This is a genomic window from Pseudomonas sp. FP2196 (assembly GCF_030687715.1).
Classification (GTDB): Bacteria; Pseudomonadota; Gammaproteobacteria; order Pseudomonadales; family Pseudomonadaceae; genus Aquipseudomonas.
In genome coordinates this window covers 192,511-207,918 of the sequence record NZ_CP117445.1, presented here as the reverse complement: position 1 = coordinate 207,918, position 15,408 = coordinate 192,511, and the positions used below count along the sequence as shown (strand labels likewise).

Sequence of the window (15,408 nt, the reverse complement as noted above, 5' to 3'; positions counted from 1 at the left end):
ATGCAACGGCTGTTTTTATCTTTATCGAGGGCCCTATAGCCTATGTGGTACGAAGGTTTTCTTGGCTTGTCGGCCTGGTCACTGGTCGCAGTCACCCTGCTGATGACCCACGTGACAATTGTCGCCGTCACGGTCTATCTGCACCGTTACTCGGCCCATCGCTCACTGGAGCTGAATGCTGGCCTGAAACACTTTTTCCGCTTCTGGCTGTGGCTGACCACGGCACAGAACACCCGCGAGTGGACCGCCATCCACCGTAAACACCATGCCAAATGCGAAACCGAAGACGACCCGCACAGTCCGGTCATCAAGGGTTTGTCCACCGTTCTGCGCAAAGGCGCCGAACTGTATCGCGCCGAGGCCGAAAACCCGGAAACCCTGCGCATCTACGGCAAGAATTGCCCGGAAGACTGGATCGAACGCAACGTCTACAGCCGCTATCCGCTGCTGGGCGTGGCGATCATGGGCGTTATCGACCTGCTGCTGTTCGGCACCATCGGCATCACCATCTGGGCGATCCAGATGATGTGGATCCCGGTATGGGCTGCCGGCGTGGTCAATGGTCTGGGCCATGCCATCGGTTACCGCAATTTCGAATGCCGTGACGCGGCGACCAATCTGGTGCCGTGGGGCATCCTGATCGGCGGCGAAGAACTGCACAACAACCATCACACCTACCCTAACTCGGCGAAACTGTCGGTGAAGAAGTGGGAGTTTGACCTCGGCTGGGCGTGGATCAAAGTCTTCAGTTTCCTGCGTCTGGCCAAGGTTCAACGTGTAGCGCCAATTGCCCATCGCGTCGAAGGCAAGGGCAATCTGGACATGGACACCGCCATGGCGATTCTCAACAACCGCTTCCAGATCATGGCCCAATACCGCAAGTTGGTCATCGGCCCGCTGGTCAAGCAGGAACTGGCCAAGGTCGATCATTCGGTGCGTCACCAGTTCCACCGGGCCAAACGCCTGTTGTCGCGGGAAACCAGCCTGTTGGAAGATCGTCATCACGCACGCATCCAGAACATGCTCGAGCACAGCCAGTCGTTGAAGGTAATTTACGAAAAACGCTTGGCCCTGCAGCAGATCTGGGTCAAGACCAGCGCAAATGGCCACGACATGCTCGCCGCCATCAAGGAATGGATTCACGAGGCCGAAGCCAGTGGCATCCAGTCCCTGCGCGAATTTGCCGACCAGTTGAAAACCTACTCGCTGCGCCCAGCCACAGCCTGACGGGTAACAAGGGGATCCCCTGTGGTGAGGGGATTTATCTCCGATCGGCTGCGCAGCAGTCGCAAAACCAGACGACGCGTTTTCATTGAGGGAACGCGTCTTCCTTACCGCCCAGCAGAACGCCACTAGCGTTGGGAACTTCGCCGAAAATCCCCTATCTCAAAGACTTCGCCATTCCGGCGGGTTTAGGCGTGGCCGTTGTTGTCGACACGGCACGCTCTCTGAGATCTGTGCCGATGGTCAATAACAACCAAAAAGACTCATCCCTCCCGCAGTGGCCCGAGGCCGCGCAAACCTTGATGGCGCTGATGCACGCCCAAGGTGAAGTCGCCCGCCTCAGTGAGCGCGAACAACTGTTCAGCTCGCTTTTGGTCAGCGTCAACGCTGTGCTCTGGGCGTTCAATTGGGAAACCCGTCAGGTGCTGTACGTCAGCCCGGCCTATGAAAGGATTTTCGGACGATCCGCAGGCCTTCTGCTGGCCGACCATAACCAGTGGCGCGACAGCATCTACCCGGACGATCTGGACTACGCCGAACGCAGCCTCGCCGAAGTGCTGCGCAAAGGTGCGGTGGAAGATCGCGAATACCGCATCATCGCCGCCGACGGCCAGGTGCGCTGGCTCAGCGACAAATGCTTTATCAATCGTCAGGACGAACCCGGGCAACCGGTGATTATCGTCGGCATCGCCGAGGACATCACCGACAAGAAGCAGATGGAAACCGAACTGCAACGCCTGGCCACCACCGATGTGCTGACTCAAAGCAGCAACCGCCGACACTTCTTCGAATGCGCCCACCGCGAATTCGAACAGGCACGCCTGCAAGGCGCCCAGCTAGCCTTTCTGCTGCTGGATATCGATGACTTCAAAGTGATCAACGACAGTTACGGTCATCCGCAGGGCGACAACGTGCTGCAACAGATCGCCGAGTGCGGCCGTGGGTCGTTACGCCGGGGTGATCTGTTCGGGCGGATTGGCGGCGAAGAGTTTGCGGCGGTGTTCCCCGGTTGCGCGCCAGACATGGCCATGCAAGTCGCCGAGCGCCTGCAACAGCAGATTCAGCGTTTGAGCTTCAACCATGAAGGCCAGACCTTTGGCATCACCGTGAGCCAGGGTCTGACCAGTCTCACGGCAGAGGACGAAAGCCTCGACAGCCTGTTCGCCCGCGCGGATGCGGCGATGTATGAGGCCAAACGCCAGGGTAAAAACCGGATTATTTCTGCCTGAGCCGTGTCTCAGCCGCACAGAGATCCATTGTAGGGGTTTGCGTAAGTCAGGTTACTTGCGCATCCGCATCAGCTCCGGCAAGCCGATCTTCAGCAACCGCGCCGTGCGACTCTTCGCCAGCTCCTCAACGCCCTCATGCTCAGTCAGGCGAGCCATTTGCGCCGCCATGTTCATCACTAGCGCCTCACGGGAATACACGCCGCCGCCGAGCTGGTAGACCGAGGCAATCAACTCGCGCAGTTCCAGCGGCAGCCGCCAGCGAGTGCGTAGCGCCGAACCATAGGCCGCACCGAATTCGGCCAGCGCGTCGCCGACCTCTTCCCATTCATCCAGCTCACCACCGGCCTGCTTCCACTCCTGCAAGCAACGCAGCAATGCCAGATCACCCAGACGATGCAACATGCCTGCGCAATAGCAGCGCTCCTGATCCAGATCGAGCAGACGCGCCAAGGTGCGCGCGTACTCAGCGGTGTGCAGCGACAACCCCCAATAGCGCTCGGCGTAATCCGCCAGACACGGATCACTGAGCTTGGCGCTGCGCTTGAGCGCCAGACCAAGAATCAGATTCATGCTCTGCCCAGTGCCAAGCCGATGCAGCGCCTGCGCGAGCGTCTGCACCGCCGTGCCATGGTGTTGCGCGGCACTGTTGGCGGCGGCGATCAACACGGCGGTGATCTGCGGATCAGTTTTTATCTCATCTTCCAGCAGCTTCAGATCCAGCCCGCCGGGATTGAGGCTGCGTTTGACCGCCACCTGCACATCGGTCATCAATGGCGCGCCGTCAGCCTGCTCGCGGCGTCGCTCAAGGAACACCGACAAGGTCATGCCAGGTGCCAATGTCGGCACTTCACAAAACACTTCTTCACCGGCATTAAGCAGTAGACCCTGCAAACGCTCGGTCAGGCTTTCCATGTTCAATGGCTTGGCGAGGTAGGCGGTCGGCGCGAGCGGCAGGGCTTCGCGCACGCTGGCGCTGTCGGTGCGGCTGCTCATCAGAATGAACGGCAGCGGCGGATTGCGTTTGCGCTGACGCACGCTACGCAGCACGTTCAGCCCATCGGTGCCGGGCAATTCCCAATCAACAATGGCCAGGTCATAGGGCACGTCACGCAGCATGTCCAATGCCTGCTGGCCATCGGCACACAAATCCACTCGAGCGTCGCAACGCACGTTCAGCAACACTTGTTTGAGCAGGTCACGAGACCATGGGTCGGCCTCGGCAATCAGCACTCGCGGTACGGCGGGTAAAACAACGGCAGTCATGCGCGCTCTCCCTTGCAATGCCTGAACCTTAGCCAATGCTGGCCATTCGATACAGTGCAAATGGGTTTAAGGGGCGTAAAAAAACCCGCCGGAGCGGGTTTTTTGTCGAACTGATCACGCAGGCCCCGGGATTACAGCTCCGAGAAGCACTCTTCGATGATCGCCAGACCTTTGTCCAGTTGCTCGTCCGGCGAAGTCAGCGGTACGAGTACGCGCAGAACGTTGCCGTAAGTGCCGCAGGACAGCAGGATCAGGCCCTTGTCGCGAGCCTTGGCCACGACGGACGCTACAGCGGCAGCGTTCGGCTTGTGGCTGTCGCCGTTTTCGAACAGCTCGACGGCGATCATTGCGCCCAGAGCACGGACTTCGCCGATCACCGGGTACTTGGCCTGGATGGCTTTGAGGCCAGTGACCAGACGCTCGCCGACAGCCTTGCAGCGATCCAGCAGTTTTTCTTCTTCGAACACTTCCATCACGGCCAAGGCCGCGGCGCAAGCGATCGGGCTACCGGCATAAGTGCCGCCCAGGCCGCCTGGCGCAATGGCGTCCATGTATTCAGCCTTGCCGCAGACACCGGCCAGCGGGAAGCCGCCAGCGATGGATTTGGCGAAGGTGGTCAGGTCGGCAGCAACGCCCATCTGTTCCATCGCGAAGAAAGTGCCGGTACGGCCAGCGCCGGTCTGTACTTCGTCAGCGATCAACAGGATGCCGTGCTGGTCGCACAGGGCACGCAGACGCTTCATGAACTCTTTTGGCGCGACGTAGAAACCACCTTCGCCCTGCACAGGCTCGATGATGATCGCGGCGATGTCTTTCGGCTCGGCGTCGTTCTTGAAGATGCGTTCGATGGAAGCGATCGAATCGTCGATGCTCACGCCGTGCAGTTCGTTCGGGTACAGCGCGCGGAAGATGCCGCCTGGCATCAGGCCCATGCCGGCCGAGTATGGCACGACTTTACCGGTCAGGCCCAGGGTCATCATGGTGCGACCATGGTAAGCGCCGGTGAACGCGATCACGCCGGCACGGCCAGTGGCGGCACGGGCGATTTTCACGGCGTTTTCCACGGCTTCGGAACCGGTGGTGACCAGCAGGGTTTTCTTGTCGAAGTTACCTGGCACCTTGGCGTTGATTTTTTCGCACAGCTCAACGTACGGCTCGTAAGCCAGTACCTGGAAGCAGGTGTGGGTCAGCTTGTTCAGCTGTTCGGTCACGGCAGCGATGATTTTCGGGTGTACGTGGCCGGTGTTCAGTACAGCGATACCGCCAGCGAAGTCGATGAATTCACGACCTTCAACGTCAGTCACGGTCGCGTTCTTCGCGGACTCGGCGAAGATCGGGTGAATCTGGCCAACACCACGTGGAACAGCTGCGGTACGGCGGGCCATCAGTTCAGCGTTAGTCTTGCTCATTACAGTCCTCATTCGCCGCTCATCGGGCGGCGTGGTTCAAGGATTAAGCGGGAGGAAGCGACGGTGGCAGCATGCGATGATCGACTGCCACGGCGTTCCCGGCCGCAGAGAAAATTCCGGTTTGAAACGACGCAAAGGGACAGCGCTCTCGTGCCCTTTGCGTTTGCAGCGATCCCTTTTCCCGGCTTAGATGCCCAGGCAGAGGTATTTGATTTCCAGGTAATCTTCGATGCCGTACTTGGAGCCTTCACGGCCCAGGCCCGACGCCTTGATGCCGCCGAACGGCGCGACTTCGTTGGAGATCAGCCCGGTGTTGACGCCGACCATGCCGTATTCCAGGGCTTCCGCCACACGGAACACACGGCCCAGGTCACGAGCGTAGAAGTAAGAGGCCAGACCGAACTCGGTGTCGTTGGACATCGCGATCACTTCGGCTTCGTCTTTGAAACGGAACAGCGGCGCCAGCGGACCGAAGGTTTCTTCCTTGGCCACGGCTGCGTTTTTCGGCACGTTGGTCAGGATGGTCGGCTCGAAGAAGTTGCCTTCCATCGGCTTGCCACCGGCCAGCACGGTGGCGCCTTTGGCCACGGCGTCAGCAATGTGTTCTTGCACCTTGGCCACGGCTTTTTCGTCGATCAGCGGGCCAGTGGTGGTGCCGTCTTCCAGACCGTTGCCGATCTTCAGTTTCGCCACTGCCACTTTCAGCTTCTCGGCGAACGCGTCGTAGACCGAATCCTGAATGTACAGACGGTTGGCGCAGACACAGGTCTGGCCGTTGTTGCGGTACTTGGAAATGATTGCGCCCTCGACGGCCTTATCCAGATCCGCGTCGTCGAACACGATGAACGGCGCGTTGCCGCCCAGTTCCAGCGAGACTTTCTTGATGTCCTTGGCGCATTCCGACATCAGTTGACGGCCGATTTCGGTCGAGCCGGTGAAGGACAGCTTGCGCACGATCGGGTTGCTGGTCAGCTCGCTGCCGATGTCGCCGGCGCTGCCGGAAACAACGCTGAATACACCGGCAGGAATGCCGGCACGCTGGGCCAGTTCAGCCAGCGCGAATGCGGAAAATGGCGTTTGCGAAGCAGGCTTGAGCACCATGGTGCAACCGGCAGCCAGCGCCGGGCCGGCCTTACGGGTGATCATCGCGGCCGGGAAGTTCCACGGGGTAATGGCCGCGGTCACGCCGATTGGCTGCTTGATCACGATCAGGCGCTTGTCCGGCTGGTGGCCCGGAATCACGTCACCGTAGATGCGCTTGGCTTCTTCGGCGAACCACTCGATGAACGAAGCGGCGTAAACGATTTCGCCCTTGGCTTCAGCCAGCGGCTTGCCCTGCTCGAGGGTCATCAGGCGAGCGAGGTCGTCCTGGTTTTCGATCATCAGTTCAAACCAGCGACGCAGCTTGCCGGCACGCTCTTTGGCGGTCAGTGCACGCCAGGCCGGCAGCGCTTTGTCAGCGGCTTCGATGGCACGGCGGGTTTCAGCAGCGCCCATCTTCGGCACGGTGCCGAGGATCTCGCCAGTGGCCGGGTTGTTGACCTTGATCGTCTGACCGTTGTCCGCATCGACCCAAGCGCCATCAATAAAGGCTTGCTGGCGAAACAACAGGGTGTCTTTAAGCTGCATGTCGGCTTTCCTTAACAGCACCGCGGCCTGCGCGGAGCAAATTATGATTGTAGAAAGGCGCCTCGCAAGGCTGCCGTCAGGGAAATCAGTGACCGGGTGAGGCGCATAAGACAGTGCACGACTCGAAACACCTGCGCTTCAACACCCAATCAAAGAGCGTTTGAAATCTCAAACGGATCGTAGGAGCAAAGGGGTTAAAGGACAATAGGGCGTTCGAAAAAAAGAACAAAAACGGCGTATTTGTGGAAATTTTCAGATCAACGAGCAAAAAGCCCCGGCCGCAGGAAAACCATAGAACAGCCCCGCAAAAGCGCCAAGCGAGGGTTTTGCAGGACGTTACCGCTTTATGGAATGCAGCGGATTTATCCCGACACGCGCACTGACAATACGCCCCAAAACCCAGCATGGACGCCCCGAGCCGACCTAGGTATGATGTCGCCCGCTGCACCAGTAGCTCAGCTGGATAGAGTACTGCCCTCCGAAGGCAGGGGTCGTGGGTTCGAATCCCGCCTGGTGCACCATTGATTTAAACGAGAAAGCCCCGGACTGTGATGGTCCGGGGCTTTTTTGTGGGCGGCTGTTTTTCAGCCTGATCTGGCTAGCGATCCGGGGTGTGGGGATCGAGTACTCGAGCGATGTCGCGCGCGCTATGCAGAACCCTCTCTATCTGAACATCTCTCTCAACAAGTGAGTAAGAAATCAAGTGGCGACCGTGGGCGATCTGTTGCAGATCCTCTCGAGCCATTGCGGAAAATAGCAACCGCGTCATAAGCGATTTGGCTCAGCTTCGATGTCATCTATAAGCGCATCAATCTCAGCAAAAACGGTGTCGGCTTCGACCGACGGACGAGGATGGTTGCGACTTGCAGCGATTGCCTCGCGCAATTCCGCCGCTCGCAAGCGATCCAGCAACTCCTGATAAGTCGCATGGGCCAAGAGATAGGCTGCTGGGCGATTATGGTTGAGAACGGCAATGGGCTCCGAACCCGCCAGCTCGATCACAGTGCTGGGGCTGCGCTTCAGTTCAGTAATGCTTACTGAACGACTACCCAGCAGGTGCTCCATGACGCCTCAAAAAGTACGAAAAATAGTACCTTATAGCGCCCCTTTTCAGCACGGAGGGTCAACGAACAGATAAATGGACAATGGCAGCTGGAAACTTCAGGGGGAGGAAATGATTTTTTAAAGGGAATTCCTCAAACAGCTTCACTCCGTCGTCCAATCAAACTCATCGTAATCCTCATCCTCTTCTTCCTCCTCCCCAACCTCCTCTTCAAAAACATCCTCTTCCTCAAGCACATCCTCTTCCTGCTGACTCAGCAGAAACTCCTTACGCGCTTCAGTAATCGCGCGCCGCATGTCCTCACCCTTTTGCGGGCAATTGAGGAGTTGGGCGATGCGGTCGATTTTTGGTGCCACGGTGTTCTCCAGCGCTTCAGCTATGACCTGATAGTGCGCGTTTTTGCGGGGCAATGCCAAATGGCTGGGCGAACAGGGCGGTCAGTTCTTCTGGATTTTTTCCAGTCGGGCGTCGAGGTTGGCGTTCGGGTAGCGTTTGTGCAGGTTCTTGAACAGGGTGTCGGCCGCTTTTGATTGGCCGGATTCGCGCAGGCGCAGAACTTCGCGCAGTTGTTCGTCGAGGCCGTTGGCCGGGGCGGCGGCGCGTTTGCTGGTTTTGGCTTCGTCGGCACTGAACGCTTCGCTTTGCATCGGCGCAGCCATTTCAGCCATCGGCGCGGGGGCGGACAATGCTTCAGGCGCTTGCTTGCGAGCCATCGGTGCGGCGGGTTTGGCGGCCGGGGCGAAGTCGAATTGGGGCTGCGGTTCGGGGGCGCGTTGCACCAGCGAAAGCATCAGTGCGACGCCGACGAGGCTGGCGAACGCCACTTGCCAACGCGGTTTGCGGCAGGCGTCGAGCCAGCGTTGCCACAGGCCTGGCTTCGGTGCCGGGACTTCGCGGTGGGCAGCCTTGAGGATGAACGCGTCGAGGTGCGCGGGCGGTTCAGCGTTGTGCTGTTCGCGAACATGTTTGATCACAGGATATTCAGGTGTCTGGCGGGCGTCAGTCATGTCAGTACCTCCTCGGCCAGCAGCCGACGCAGTTTGTGCTGGGCGTAGCGCAAGCGGCTTTTGACGGTTTCCACGGGTGTATCGGTGAGACTGGCGATTTGCGCCAGGTCGAGGTCGCCGTGAGCGCGCAGCAGGAACACTTCGCGCTGGTCGGCGGGCAGGGTTTGCAGGGCGGTTTCCAAACGCTGGCTGTCGCGACTGAGGCTCAGCAGTTGTTCAGGGTCACTCGCCTCATCGCTGACCGCGTGAGCCTGTTCGTCGTAGCTGTCGTGCAACGGTTGATGGGCGCCGTGCTTGCGCCAGTGATCGATCAGGCGATTGCGGGCAATCTGGAACAACCAGGTACGAAATGTCGCCCGGCCTTGTGGCTGACTGGCGCTGCGGATCAGGCTCAGCCAGGTGTCCTGAAAGACTTCGTCGGCCAGTTCTGGTTTGCCGCTCAAGCCGAGCAGAAATCGATAAAGGCCCTGACGATGACGGGCATACAAGATCTCGAACGCCGCGCCGTCGCCCTCGCGATAACGCGCCAACAGCGATTCATCGCTGTTGGCGGTAGGGTTGTCCGGCGAAGCAAACAGCTGACTGATGAAGCCTTTCAGACGACTCACTATTCAATCCATCGCTCAGTGGGCAGCGCATTCGATGCGGTTGAAGTGCGCAGGCTCTGCGCCAGTTCGACCAGTTGCACAAACTCGTTACGCAGACCGAAACGATCATCGCCACGGGCACCACGAGCCAGCGCTTCGGTGTCTTTCAAGCGGAAGTCGCCGGTGTAGCGGCCATCCTTGAGTTGCTGGGAAAACGCAGCGACGGCGGCGGCAAAGCGCAGGTCGTCGCTGGCCGGTGCGACCTGATTGGCAATCGGCCGCTCGATCAGCAGACTTTTCCCACCCTCAGGCTTTTGATATCGCACACGCAGCATTGCCAATTCCCCGTTCTTTTCGGCAAGAGTCGCACTCGATTTGCCGTAGCGCAGCGGTTCCAGCCAGCCCTTCTCGCCTGCCGGAACAATTTCATACAGCGCAGTCACCGTGTGTCCTGCGCCGATTTCGCCGGCATCGACTTTGTCATTGCTGAAGTCCTCACGCTTGAGCGCACGGTTTTCGTAGCCGAGCAGGCGATATTCACTGACCTGCGTCGGGTTGAATTCCACCTGCAATTTGACGTTTTTCGCCACGACGGCAAGGGTCGAGCCGAGCTGATCCACCAGCACTTTGCGCGCCTCGCGCAGGTTGTCGATGTAGGCGTAGTTGCCATCACCGGCGTCGGCCAGTTGTTCCATCAAGTGTTCATTGTAGTTATCCACACCAAAACCCAGGGTGGTCAGCGAAATACCGGTTTTACGTTTATCCACAGCCATTTGTTCAAGGCTGTCGAAGTCGCTGATGCCGACGTTGAAGTCGCCGTCAGTGGCCAGCAGGATACGGTTGATGCCTTTGGGGATAAACGCCTGTTGTGCCATTTGATAAGCCAGTTCGATACCCGATGCGCCAGCGGTCGAGCCGCCTGCGGTCAGTTGCTCGATGGCGGTACGAATCTTGGCTTTTTCCCGTCCGGAAGTCGGCTCAAGCACCACGCGGGATTCACCGGCATACACCACCAGCGACACGCGATCGTCATCACGCAACTGATCGACCAGCAGTTTCAGTGTGCTCTTGACCATCGGCAGACCTTCGCGGCGATCCATCGAGCCGGACACGTCCACCAGAAACACCAGATTGGCCGGTGCCAGTTCGGCCACGGCGCGGTCGGAGGTCTTGATACCGATGCGCAGCAATCGGGTGTGCGGGTTCCACGGTGAAGCCGCCAGTTCGGTGGTCACGCCAAACGGCGAGCCGTCGCTGGGCAATGCGTAGTCGTAGGGAAAGTAATTGACCATTTCCTCCAGTCGCACTGCGCCTTCCGGCGGCAGGCGTCCCTGATTGAGCAGGCGGCGGACGTTGGCGTAGGCGCCGGTGTCGACATCGGCGCTGAAGGTCGAGACCGGGGTTTCGGCGACGCTGTGGATGGGGTTATCCGCCAACTTCTGATACTGCTCACGCTGCTCGTCGCGATAGCCCTGTGGATAACTTTCCCGCGCGGGCATCGCAGCGAAACTGGCGATCGGTGCCGGGCGAACACTGCGCTTGGCCATCGCACTATCGGCCAGCACAGCTTCGTGCTGCACCATCGCCTCAGGCTGAGCCGGCGCGGCTGCGGATTCCGGGTTGGACGAAACACCGCAACCGGCGATGGCCAACAGCACGCCGACCGCAACAGGTCGCAGAAAAGGCAGGGAACGGGACATGGGGGCTGACCTCGGGATGAAATTGATCATTCATCCACTGAGACGGGCAGCCCTTTCAGTTCGGGTTAAACGCGACTGAAAAAATTTTCAGCGGTGATAACGCCGCACCGCACTGCTGTTGCGCAGCACATGGCCTTTGATTTTTTCCATCAGCTCGGCGCGGGTCAGACCGGCCGGCAGTGCATCCGGGGCCAGATCCAGTGCGTAGATCTGGATGATGTAGTGGTGCGCGCTGTCACCCACCGGTGGGCACGGCCCCATGTAGTGGGTGTTGCCCTTGCTGTTGGTGCCGCCAACGCCTTCGAAGGCAGATTTGGCGCCGACACCGGCCGCGATCTGGTGAGTCGTGGCTTTGATGCCGTAGTGAATCCAGTGATCGACGCCCAGGCCTTTCTGACCGTCGGGATCGTGCATGACGATTGCGTAGCTTTGGGTGCCGGTTGGGCCGGCGTTCCAGCTCAGGGCCGGCGACTGATTCTTGCCGCCGCAACCAGCCGCATCGCTGGCCGCTGCCGAAGTGAACAGACGGTTATCAGACACACCAGGGATGCTGAGGGTGAAGCGCTCTTGGGCCTGCGCCGGAAACTGCACGCAAAGGGCGACGGCAACGGCCGCCAGCCAAGGGTTGAGAGAGGTCAATCGGGTCATTCCGGGAGCACCTTGTGCAGTGGGGCCGTCGTCGGCCTGCAAACTATAGCTGTACCGTTCGTGCCGTGGCAGTGGCAAATGGCTGAACCTCGCACTGTTGCGCAAACTCGTAAGAGAAATGCCCGCGAGGAAGCCGAACATGCCCCTGCACCGTGTCGCCCGTTTCGCCGATGTCCCGCAAGACCGTGGCCTGGAAGTCAAAATCGGCAATATGAAGATCGTTGTGCTGCGCGCCGCCGGCCAATTACGTGCGTTTCAGGGCGAATGCCCACATGCCGGTGCGCCATTGGCGGACGGCGCGTTGTGTCATGGTCGGCTGATCTGCCCATGGCACAAGGCTGCTTTCCGTGCTGAAGACGGCGCCTTGTGCGACCCGCCGGCCCTCGACAGCCTCAAGCGTTATCCGTTGGAGCTACGCGGCGAAGAGGTTTGGGTTGATGACCAGCCGATCGCCGATCCGCACACGCCACCGGCAGACGATTCACGCACGTTCGTGATTGTCGGCGCCGGTGCGGCAGGCACTGCGTGCGCAGCGGCGCTGCGGGAAAAGGGATTTGGAGGACGCATAAAAATGATCGACCGCGAAGCAGGCGCCGGTTACGACCGCACCGTGCTGAGCAAATTTGTCCTCGCAGGCGAAATGTCACCGGAAGAAACCCCGCCGCTGCGCGATGAGGATTTTTATAAAGAGCAGCGTATCGAGCGCATTCAAGGCGAAATCAGTTCACTCGACGCCGCCGCCAAAACCCTGCACCTGCACGACGGCCAAACCGTGAATTACGACGCCGCCGTGCTGGCCACCGGCGGCGAACCGAATTCCCTGGAGTTGCCCGGCGCGGATCTGCCGCAGGTGTTTGTCCTGCGCTCAAAAGCCCAGGCCGAACAGATCATGCACGCGGCCCAACCCGATCACCGTGCGGTGATCATCGGCGACAGCTTCATCGCCCTCGAATGCGCCTCGGCCCTGCGCCAGCAGGGTCTCGACGTCACGGTACTCGCCCGCCACACGATCCCTTTCGCCGCCCAGTTCGGTGATGCCGTGGGCAAAGCCATCCGCGCGCAGCACGAAGAAAATGGCGTGAAGTTCATCACCGAGCATGAGGCGAAGGAGATCACCGGCAACGGCAAAGTCGAGGCGGTGTTGCTCGACAACGGTTTGCGGATTTCGGCGGATCTGGTACTGGCCGGCGTCGGCGTGCACCCGGCCACCGAGGCTTTCGCGTCGCTACACCGGGAGAAAGATCAGTCGCTGTGCGTCGACGGCGGCATGCGTGTGACCGAAGGCCTGTGGGCCATTGGCGATATCGCCACGTTTCCGCTCAACGGCCAGCCACAACGCATTGAGCACTGGCGTCTGGCCCAGCAACACGCGCGAATCGCTGCGGCCAATATGCTTGGCGGCGACGAGCATTATCTGGATGTGCCGTTTTTCTGGACGTGGCACTTCGGCAAGAACTACGACTATCTGGGCCATGCCGAGCAATGGGATGAAGTGGAGTTTCTCGGCGAACCCGAAAATCCACCCTTTATCGGTCTGTTCGGCAGAAACGGTGTACTGGTCGCTGCCCTCGCATGTGAGAAAGAGCGTGCGATGGCGCTGCTGGCCGAAAGGATGAAGCAGCCGCTGCCGATGGAAGAGGCGTGGACATTGATCCAGGTCTGACCAACGATCCGTTGCAGGAGCTGCCGAAGGCTGCGATCTTTTGACGCTGAAGATCAAATGATTGCGGCCTTCGGCAGCTCCTGCAGGGTGTTTCGTAATTCAGCCAGGCCGATTAACTGGCTCGCGATTGTCGTCGTCTTCGGCATGCAAAAAAATCACCCGCGGGTGCTCCAGCGGTGCCAGGGGTGGCGGCAATTCACCCTGCTGTACCGGCCAGAAATGCGCCACCACATGGCTGATGTCGCCTTCCTGATCGTTGTGAATGGTCATCACTCCCGGGGTGCGCAGCTTTTGCAAGCGGTCGTCGCACAGCTTGAAACTCTTGCTCAGCCCCTCATCGTCGACCACCGGCGCCGGCAGTCGGCGCTGGGCGAAGCTGCGGCTTTTGCGGTGCTGATAGCGCGCCCAAGTAATGAGGATCACCGCGTTCACCACCGCCACCCACAGATAAATCTGCAAGGTGCCGAGCGCTTCGAACGCCGAGCTATCAATCCGCGGCCCGCCCTCACGGGTTTCGATCAGCGGCCACAAGCCCCGTACCAATAGATACAGCAGGCCAACCCAGGCGATAACGGTGAAGATCACATCGATCACGACCAGAAACGGCCGTTGGCGAGTCCGGATGATTTTCATTTGATGACCTCCTCTTCATCGTCCCCGATCGGCTTGATGCCACGGTCGGGGCTGACCCAGCGCGCACGCTTCTGATGTTGGCCAAACAGCACTTTGGGGAAACTGACCAGCGTGGTCAGCAGGCTGACGAACCAGAATGCAATCGGGTACCAGACCACCCAGAACATCGTCCTGCCCAACCCCGGTTCGTAGCGCCGGTCAATGATGATGCTGACGGCAAACTGCACCAGGCAGACAAACGCCAGCAACAACCCGGTAAACGCCGGTGGCATCAGGTGATCCACCGCGATGGCTTCCGGCATGACCACAAACTTGCCGACGCCCCAGAAGATCACCGACAACAGGAAGGTGAAGGCCCAACCGGTCGACAGGCAGTATTCGAACAGTAGCGGCCACAGGTAACGATGGCGGTACTGCCAGATCCCGCGAATGTTTTTGAACAGCACCTCGGCGCCGCCCTGCGCCCAGCGCAAGCGCTGCTTCCACAGACCGCCGAGGGTTTCCGGCATCAGGATCCAGCACAGTGCGCGCGGCTCGTAGAAGATGCTCCAGTGATCGAGTTGCAGCTTCCAGCTGATGTCGATGTCTTCGGTGATCATGTCCGGGCTCCAGTAGCCGACCCGGTGCAGTGCTGTGCGACGGAACGCGACGATCACGCCCGACACGGTGAAGATCCGCCCGAACACTCGCTGAGTACGCTTGATCAGCCCGATGATCGATGAGAACTCGCCGACCTGCACCCGCCCGACCAACGTCGAACGAGTACGAATCCGCGGGTTGCCGGTCACCGCGCCCAATCGCGCGTTATCGAGCATCGGCGCGACCAGATAGGCCGCGGTGTTCGGCGCCAGCAGCGCGTCACCGTCGATGCACACCAGATACTCACTGCGCGCAGCGATGGCACCCATGCGCAGGGCCACAGCCTTGCCCTGGTTTTCCGCCAGGTGCAGCACCCGCAGACGTGGGTCTTCCTTGGCGATCCTGTCCAGCACTTCGGCGGTGTTGTCCTTGGAGCCGTCGTTGATCGCGATGACTTCGATGTTCGGGTAGTGCTGGGCCAGCGCCGCGTGAATTGTGTCGGCAGCGTTGTCGCCTTCGTTGTAGCAAGGGATCAGGATCGAGATCAGCGGCTCACCCGCCAACGGCGGCGGCAGGGTGTCGTCCTTCCACGGCCAGTGGCGTTCCCAGTGCAGCCAGAAATACAGGCCACCGGCAATCCACAACCCCGACATGAACAGCGGGTAGAAGAACACGAAGTCCATCAGGAACTGGCCGGTGACGAGGAAAATCAGTCCCAGCGGCACGCCGAGGACGAGCGCCAGAACAAACAGGGCTAACAGTCTATCCAGCATG

General features: G+C 59.9%; 14 protein-coding genes and 1 tRNA gene. 4 read left to right on the top strand and 11 right to left on the bottom strand.

Annotated elements, in window-relative coordinates; translation table 11 throughout:
- The first annotated feature begins 42 nt into the window (after positions 1 to 42).
- The gene (gene desA / locus PSH79_RS00900; protein WP_305440782.1) at positions 43 to 1,227 is read left to right on the top strand and encodes a delta-9 fatty acid desaturase DesA; all 1,185 of its coding nucleotides are present in this window, start codon (positions 43 to 45) and stop codon (positions 1,225 to 1,227) included.
- Between the two features lie 236 nt (positions 1,228 to 1,463).
- Entirely contained in the window at positions 1,464 to 2,453 is a 990-nt protein-coding gene (locus PSH79_RS00895; protein WP_305440781.1) for a sensor domain-containing diguanylate cyclase, read from the top strand.
- 51 nt (positions 2,454 to 2,504) lie between these two features.
- Here PSH79_RS00895 and PSH79_RS00890 read toward each other — a convergent pair whose 3' ends face one another.
- The 3 genes from PSH79_RS00890 to gabD form a co-directional block, all read right to left on the bottom strand.
- Positions 2,505 to 3,716 carry a response regulator gene (locus PSH79_RS00890; protein WP_305440780.1) on the bottom strand — a complete coding sequence of 404 codons (1,212 nt, stop codon included), beginning with the start codon at positions 3,714 to 3,716 and terminating at the stop codon, positions 2,505 to 2,507.
- 131 nt (positions 3,717 to 3,847) lie between these two features.
- Positions 3,848 to 5,125: a 4-aminobutyrate--2-oxoglutarate transaminase gene (gene gabT / locus PSH79_RS00885; protein WP_100846627.1), complete on the bottom strand. Its 1,278-nt coding sequence runs from the start codon at positions 5,123 to 5,125 to the stop codon at positions 3,848 to 3,850.
- A 186-nt stretch (positions 5,126 to 5,311) separates the two neighbouring features.
- The gene (gabD, locus tag PSH79_RS00880) at positions 5,312 to 6,754 is read right to left on the bottom strand and encodes an NADP-dependent succinate-semialdehyde dehydrogenase (protein WP_093440380.1); all 1,443 of its coding nucleotides are present in this window, start codon (positions 6,752 to 6,754) and stop codon (positions 5,312 to 5,314) included.
- A gap of 444 nt (positions 6,755 to 7,198) precedes the next feature.
- Here gabD and PSH79_RS00875 point away from each other — a divergent pair.
- Positions 7,199 to 7,275: transfer RNA gene (locus tag PSH79_RS00875), tRNA-Arg, on the top strand.
- Positions 7,276 to 7,519: 244 nt separating this feature from the next.
- Here PSH79_RS00875 and PSH79_RS00870 read toward each other — a convergent pair.
- The 6 genes from PSH79_RS00870 to PSH79_RS00845 form a co-directional block, all read right to left on the bottom strand.
- Positions 7,520 to 7,819, bottom strand: coding sequence for a type II toxin-antitoxin system Phd/YefM family antitoxin (locus PSH79_RS00870; protein WP_305440778.1), 300 nt, complete (start codon positions 7,817 to 7,819; stop codon positions 7,520 to 7,522).
- 141 nt (positions 7,820 to 7,960) lie between these two features.
- The gene (locus tag PSH79_RS00865) at positions 7,961 to 8,233 is read right to left on the bottom strand and encodes a hypothetical protein (RefSeq protein WP_305440777.1); all 273 of its coding nucleotides are present in this window, start codon (positions 8,231 to 8,233) and stop codon (positions 7,961 to 7,963) included.
- Positions 8,234 to 8,254: 21 nt separating this feature from the next.
- On the bottom strand, positions 8,255 to 8,824 hold the full coding sequence (locus PSH79_RS00860; RefSeq protein WP_305440776.1) for a hypothetical protein: 570 nt from the start codon (positions 8,822 to 8,824) through the stop codon (positions 8,255 to 8,257).
- Positions 8,821 to 9,402 (bottom strand): RNA polymerase sigma factor, encoded by a 582-nt coding sequence (locus PSH79_RS00855; protein ID WP_305443834.1) that lies wholly within the window; start codon positions 9,400 to 9,402, stop codon positions 8,821 to 8,823. The genes PSH79_RS00860 and PSH79_RS00855 overlap by 4 nt, the downstream gene beginning before the upstream one ends.
- Before the next feature lie 29 nt (positions 9,403 to 9,431).
- Positions 9,432 to 11,111, bottom strand: a complete 1,680-nt coding sequence (locus tag PSH79_RS00850; RefSeq protein ID WP_305440774.1) for a VWA domain-containing protein — start codon at positions 11,109 to 11,111, stop codon at positions 9,432 to 9,434.
- A gap of 87 nt (positions 11,112 to 11,198) precedes the next feature.
- On the bottom strand, positions 11,199 to 11,759 hold the full coding sequence (locus tag PSH79_RS00845; protein ID WP_305440773.1) for a YbhB/YbcL family Raf kinase inhibitor-like protein: 561 nt from the start codon (positions 11,757 to 11,759) through the stop codon (positions 11,199 to 11,201).
- 139 nt (positions 11,760 to 11,898) lie between these two features.
- Between PSH79_RS00845 and PSH79_RS00840 the strand changes: the two genes are divergently transcribed.
- Positions 11,899 to 13,422 carry an FAD-dependent oxidoreductase gene (locus PSH79_RS00840; protein ID WP_305440772.1) on the top strand — a complete coding sequence of 508 codons (1,524 nt, stop codon included), beginning with the start codon at positions 11,899 to 11,901 and terminating at the stop codon, positions 13,420 to 13,422.
- A gap of 99 nt (positions 13,423 to 13,521) precedes the next feature.
- On the opposite strand, the gene pgaD is transcribed toward PSH79_RS00840, so the two are convergent.
- Together pgaD and pgaC are read right to left on the bottom strand one after the other, a co-directional pair.
- Entirely contained in the window at positions 13,522 to 14,055 is a 534-nt protein-coding gene (gene pgaD, locus PSH79_RS00835; protein WP_305440771.1) for a poly-beta-1,6-N-acetyl-D-glucosamine biosynthesis protein PgaD, read from the bottom strand.
- The gene (gene pgaC / locus PSH79_RS00830) at positions 14,052 to 15,407 is read right to left on the bottom strand and encodes a poly-beta-1,6-N-acetyl-D-glucosamine synthase (RefSeq protein ID WP_305440770.1); all 1,356 of its coding nucleotides are present in this window, start codon (positions 15,405 to 15,407) and stop codon (positions 14,052 to 14,054) included. Before pgaC ends, pgaD begins: the two co-directional genes overlap by 4 nt.
- Between the last annotated feature and the right edge of the window lies 1 nt (position 15,408).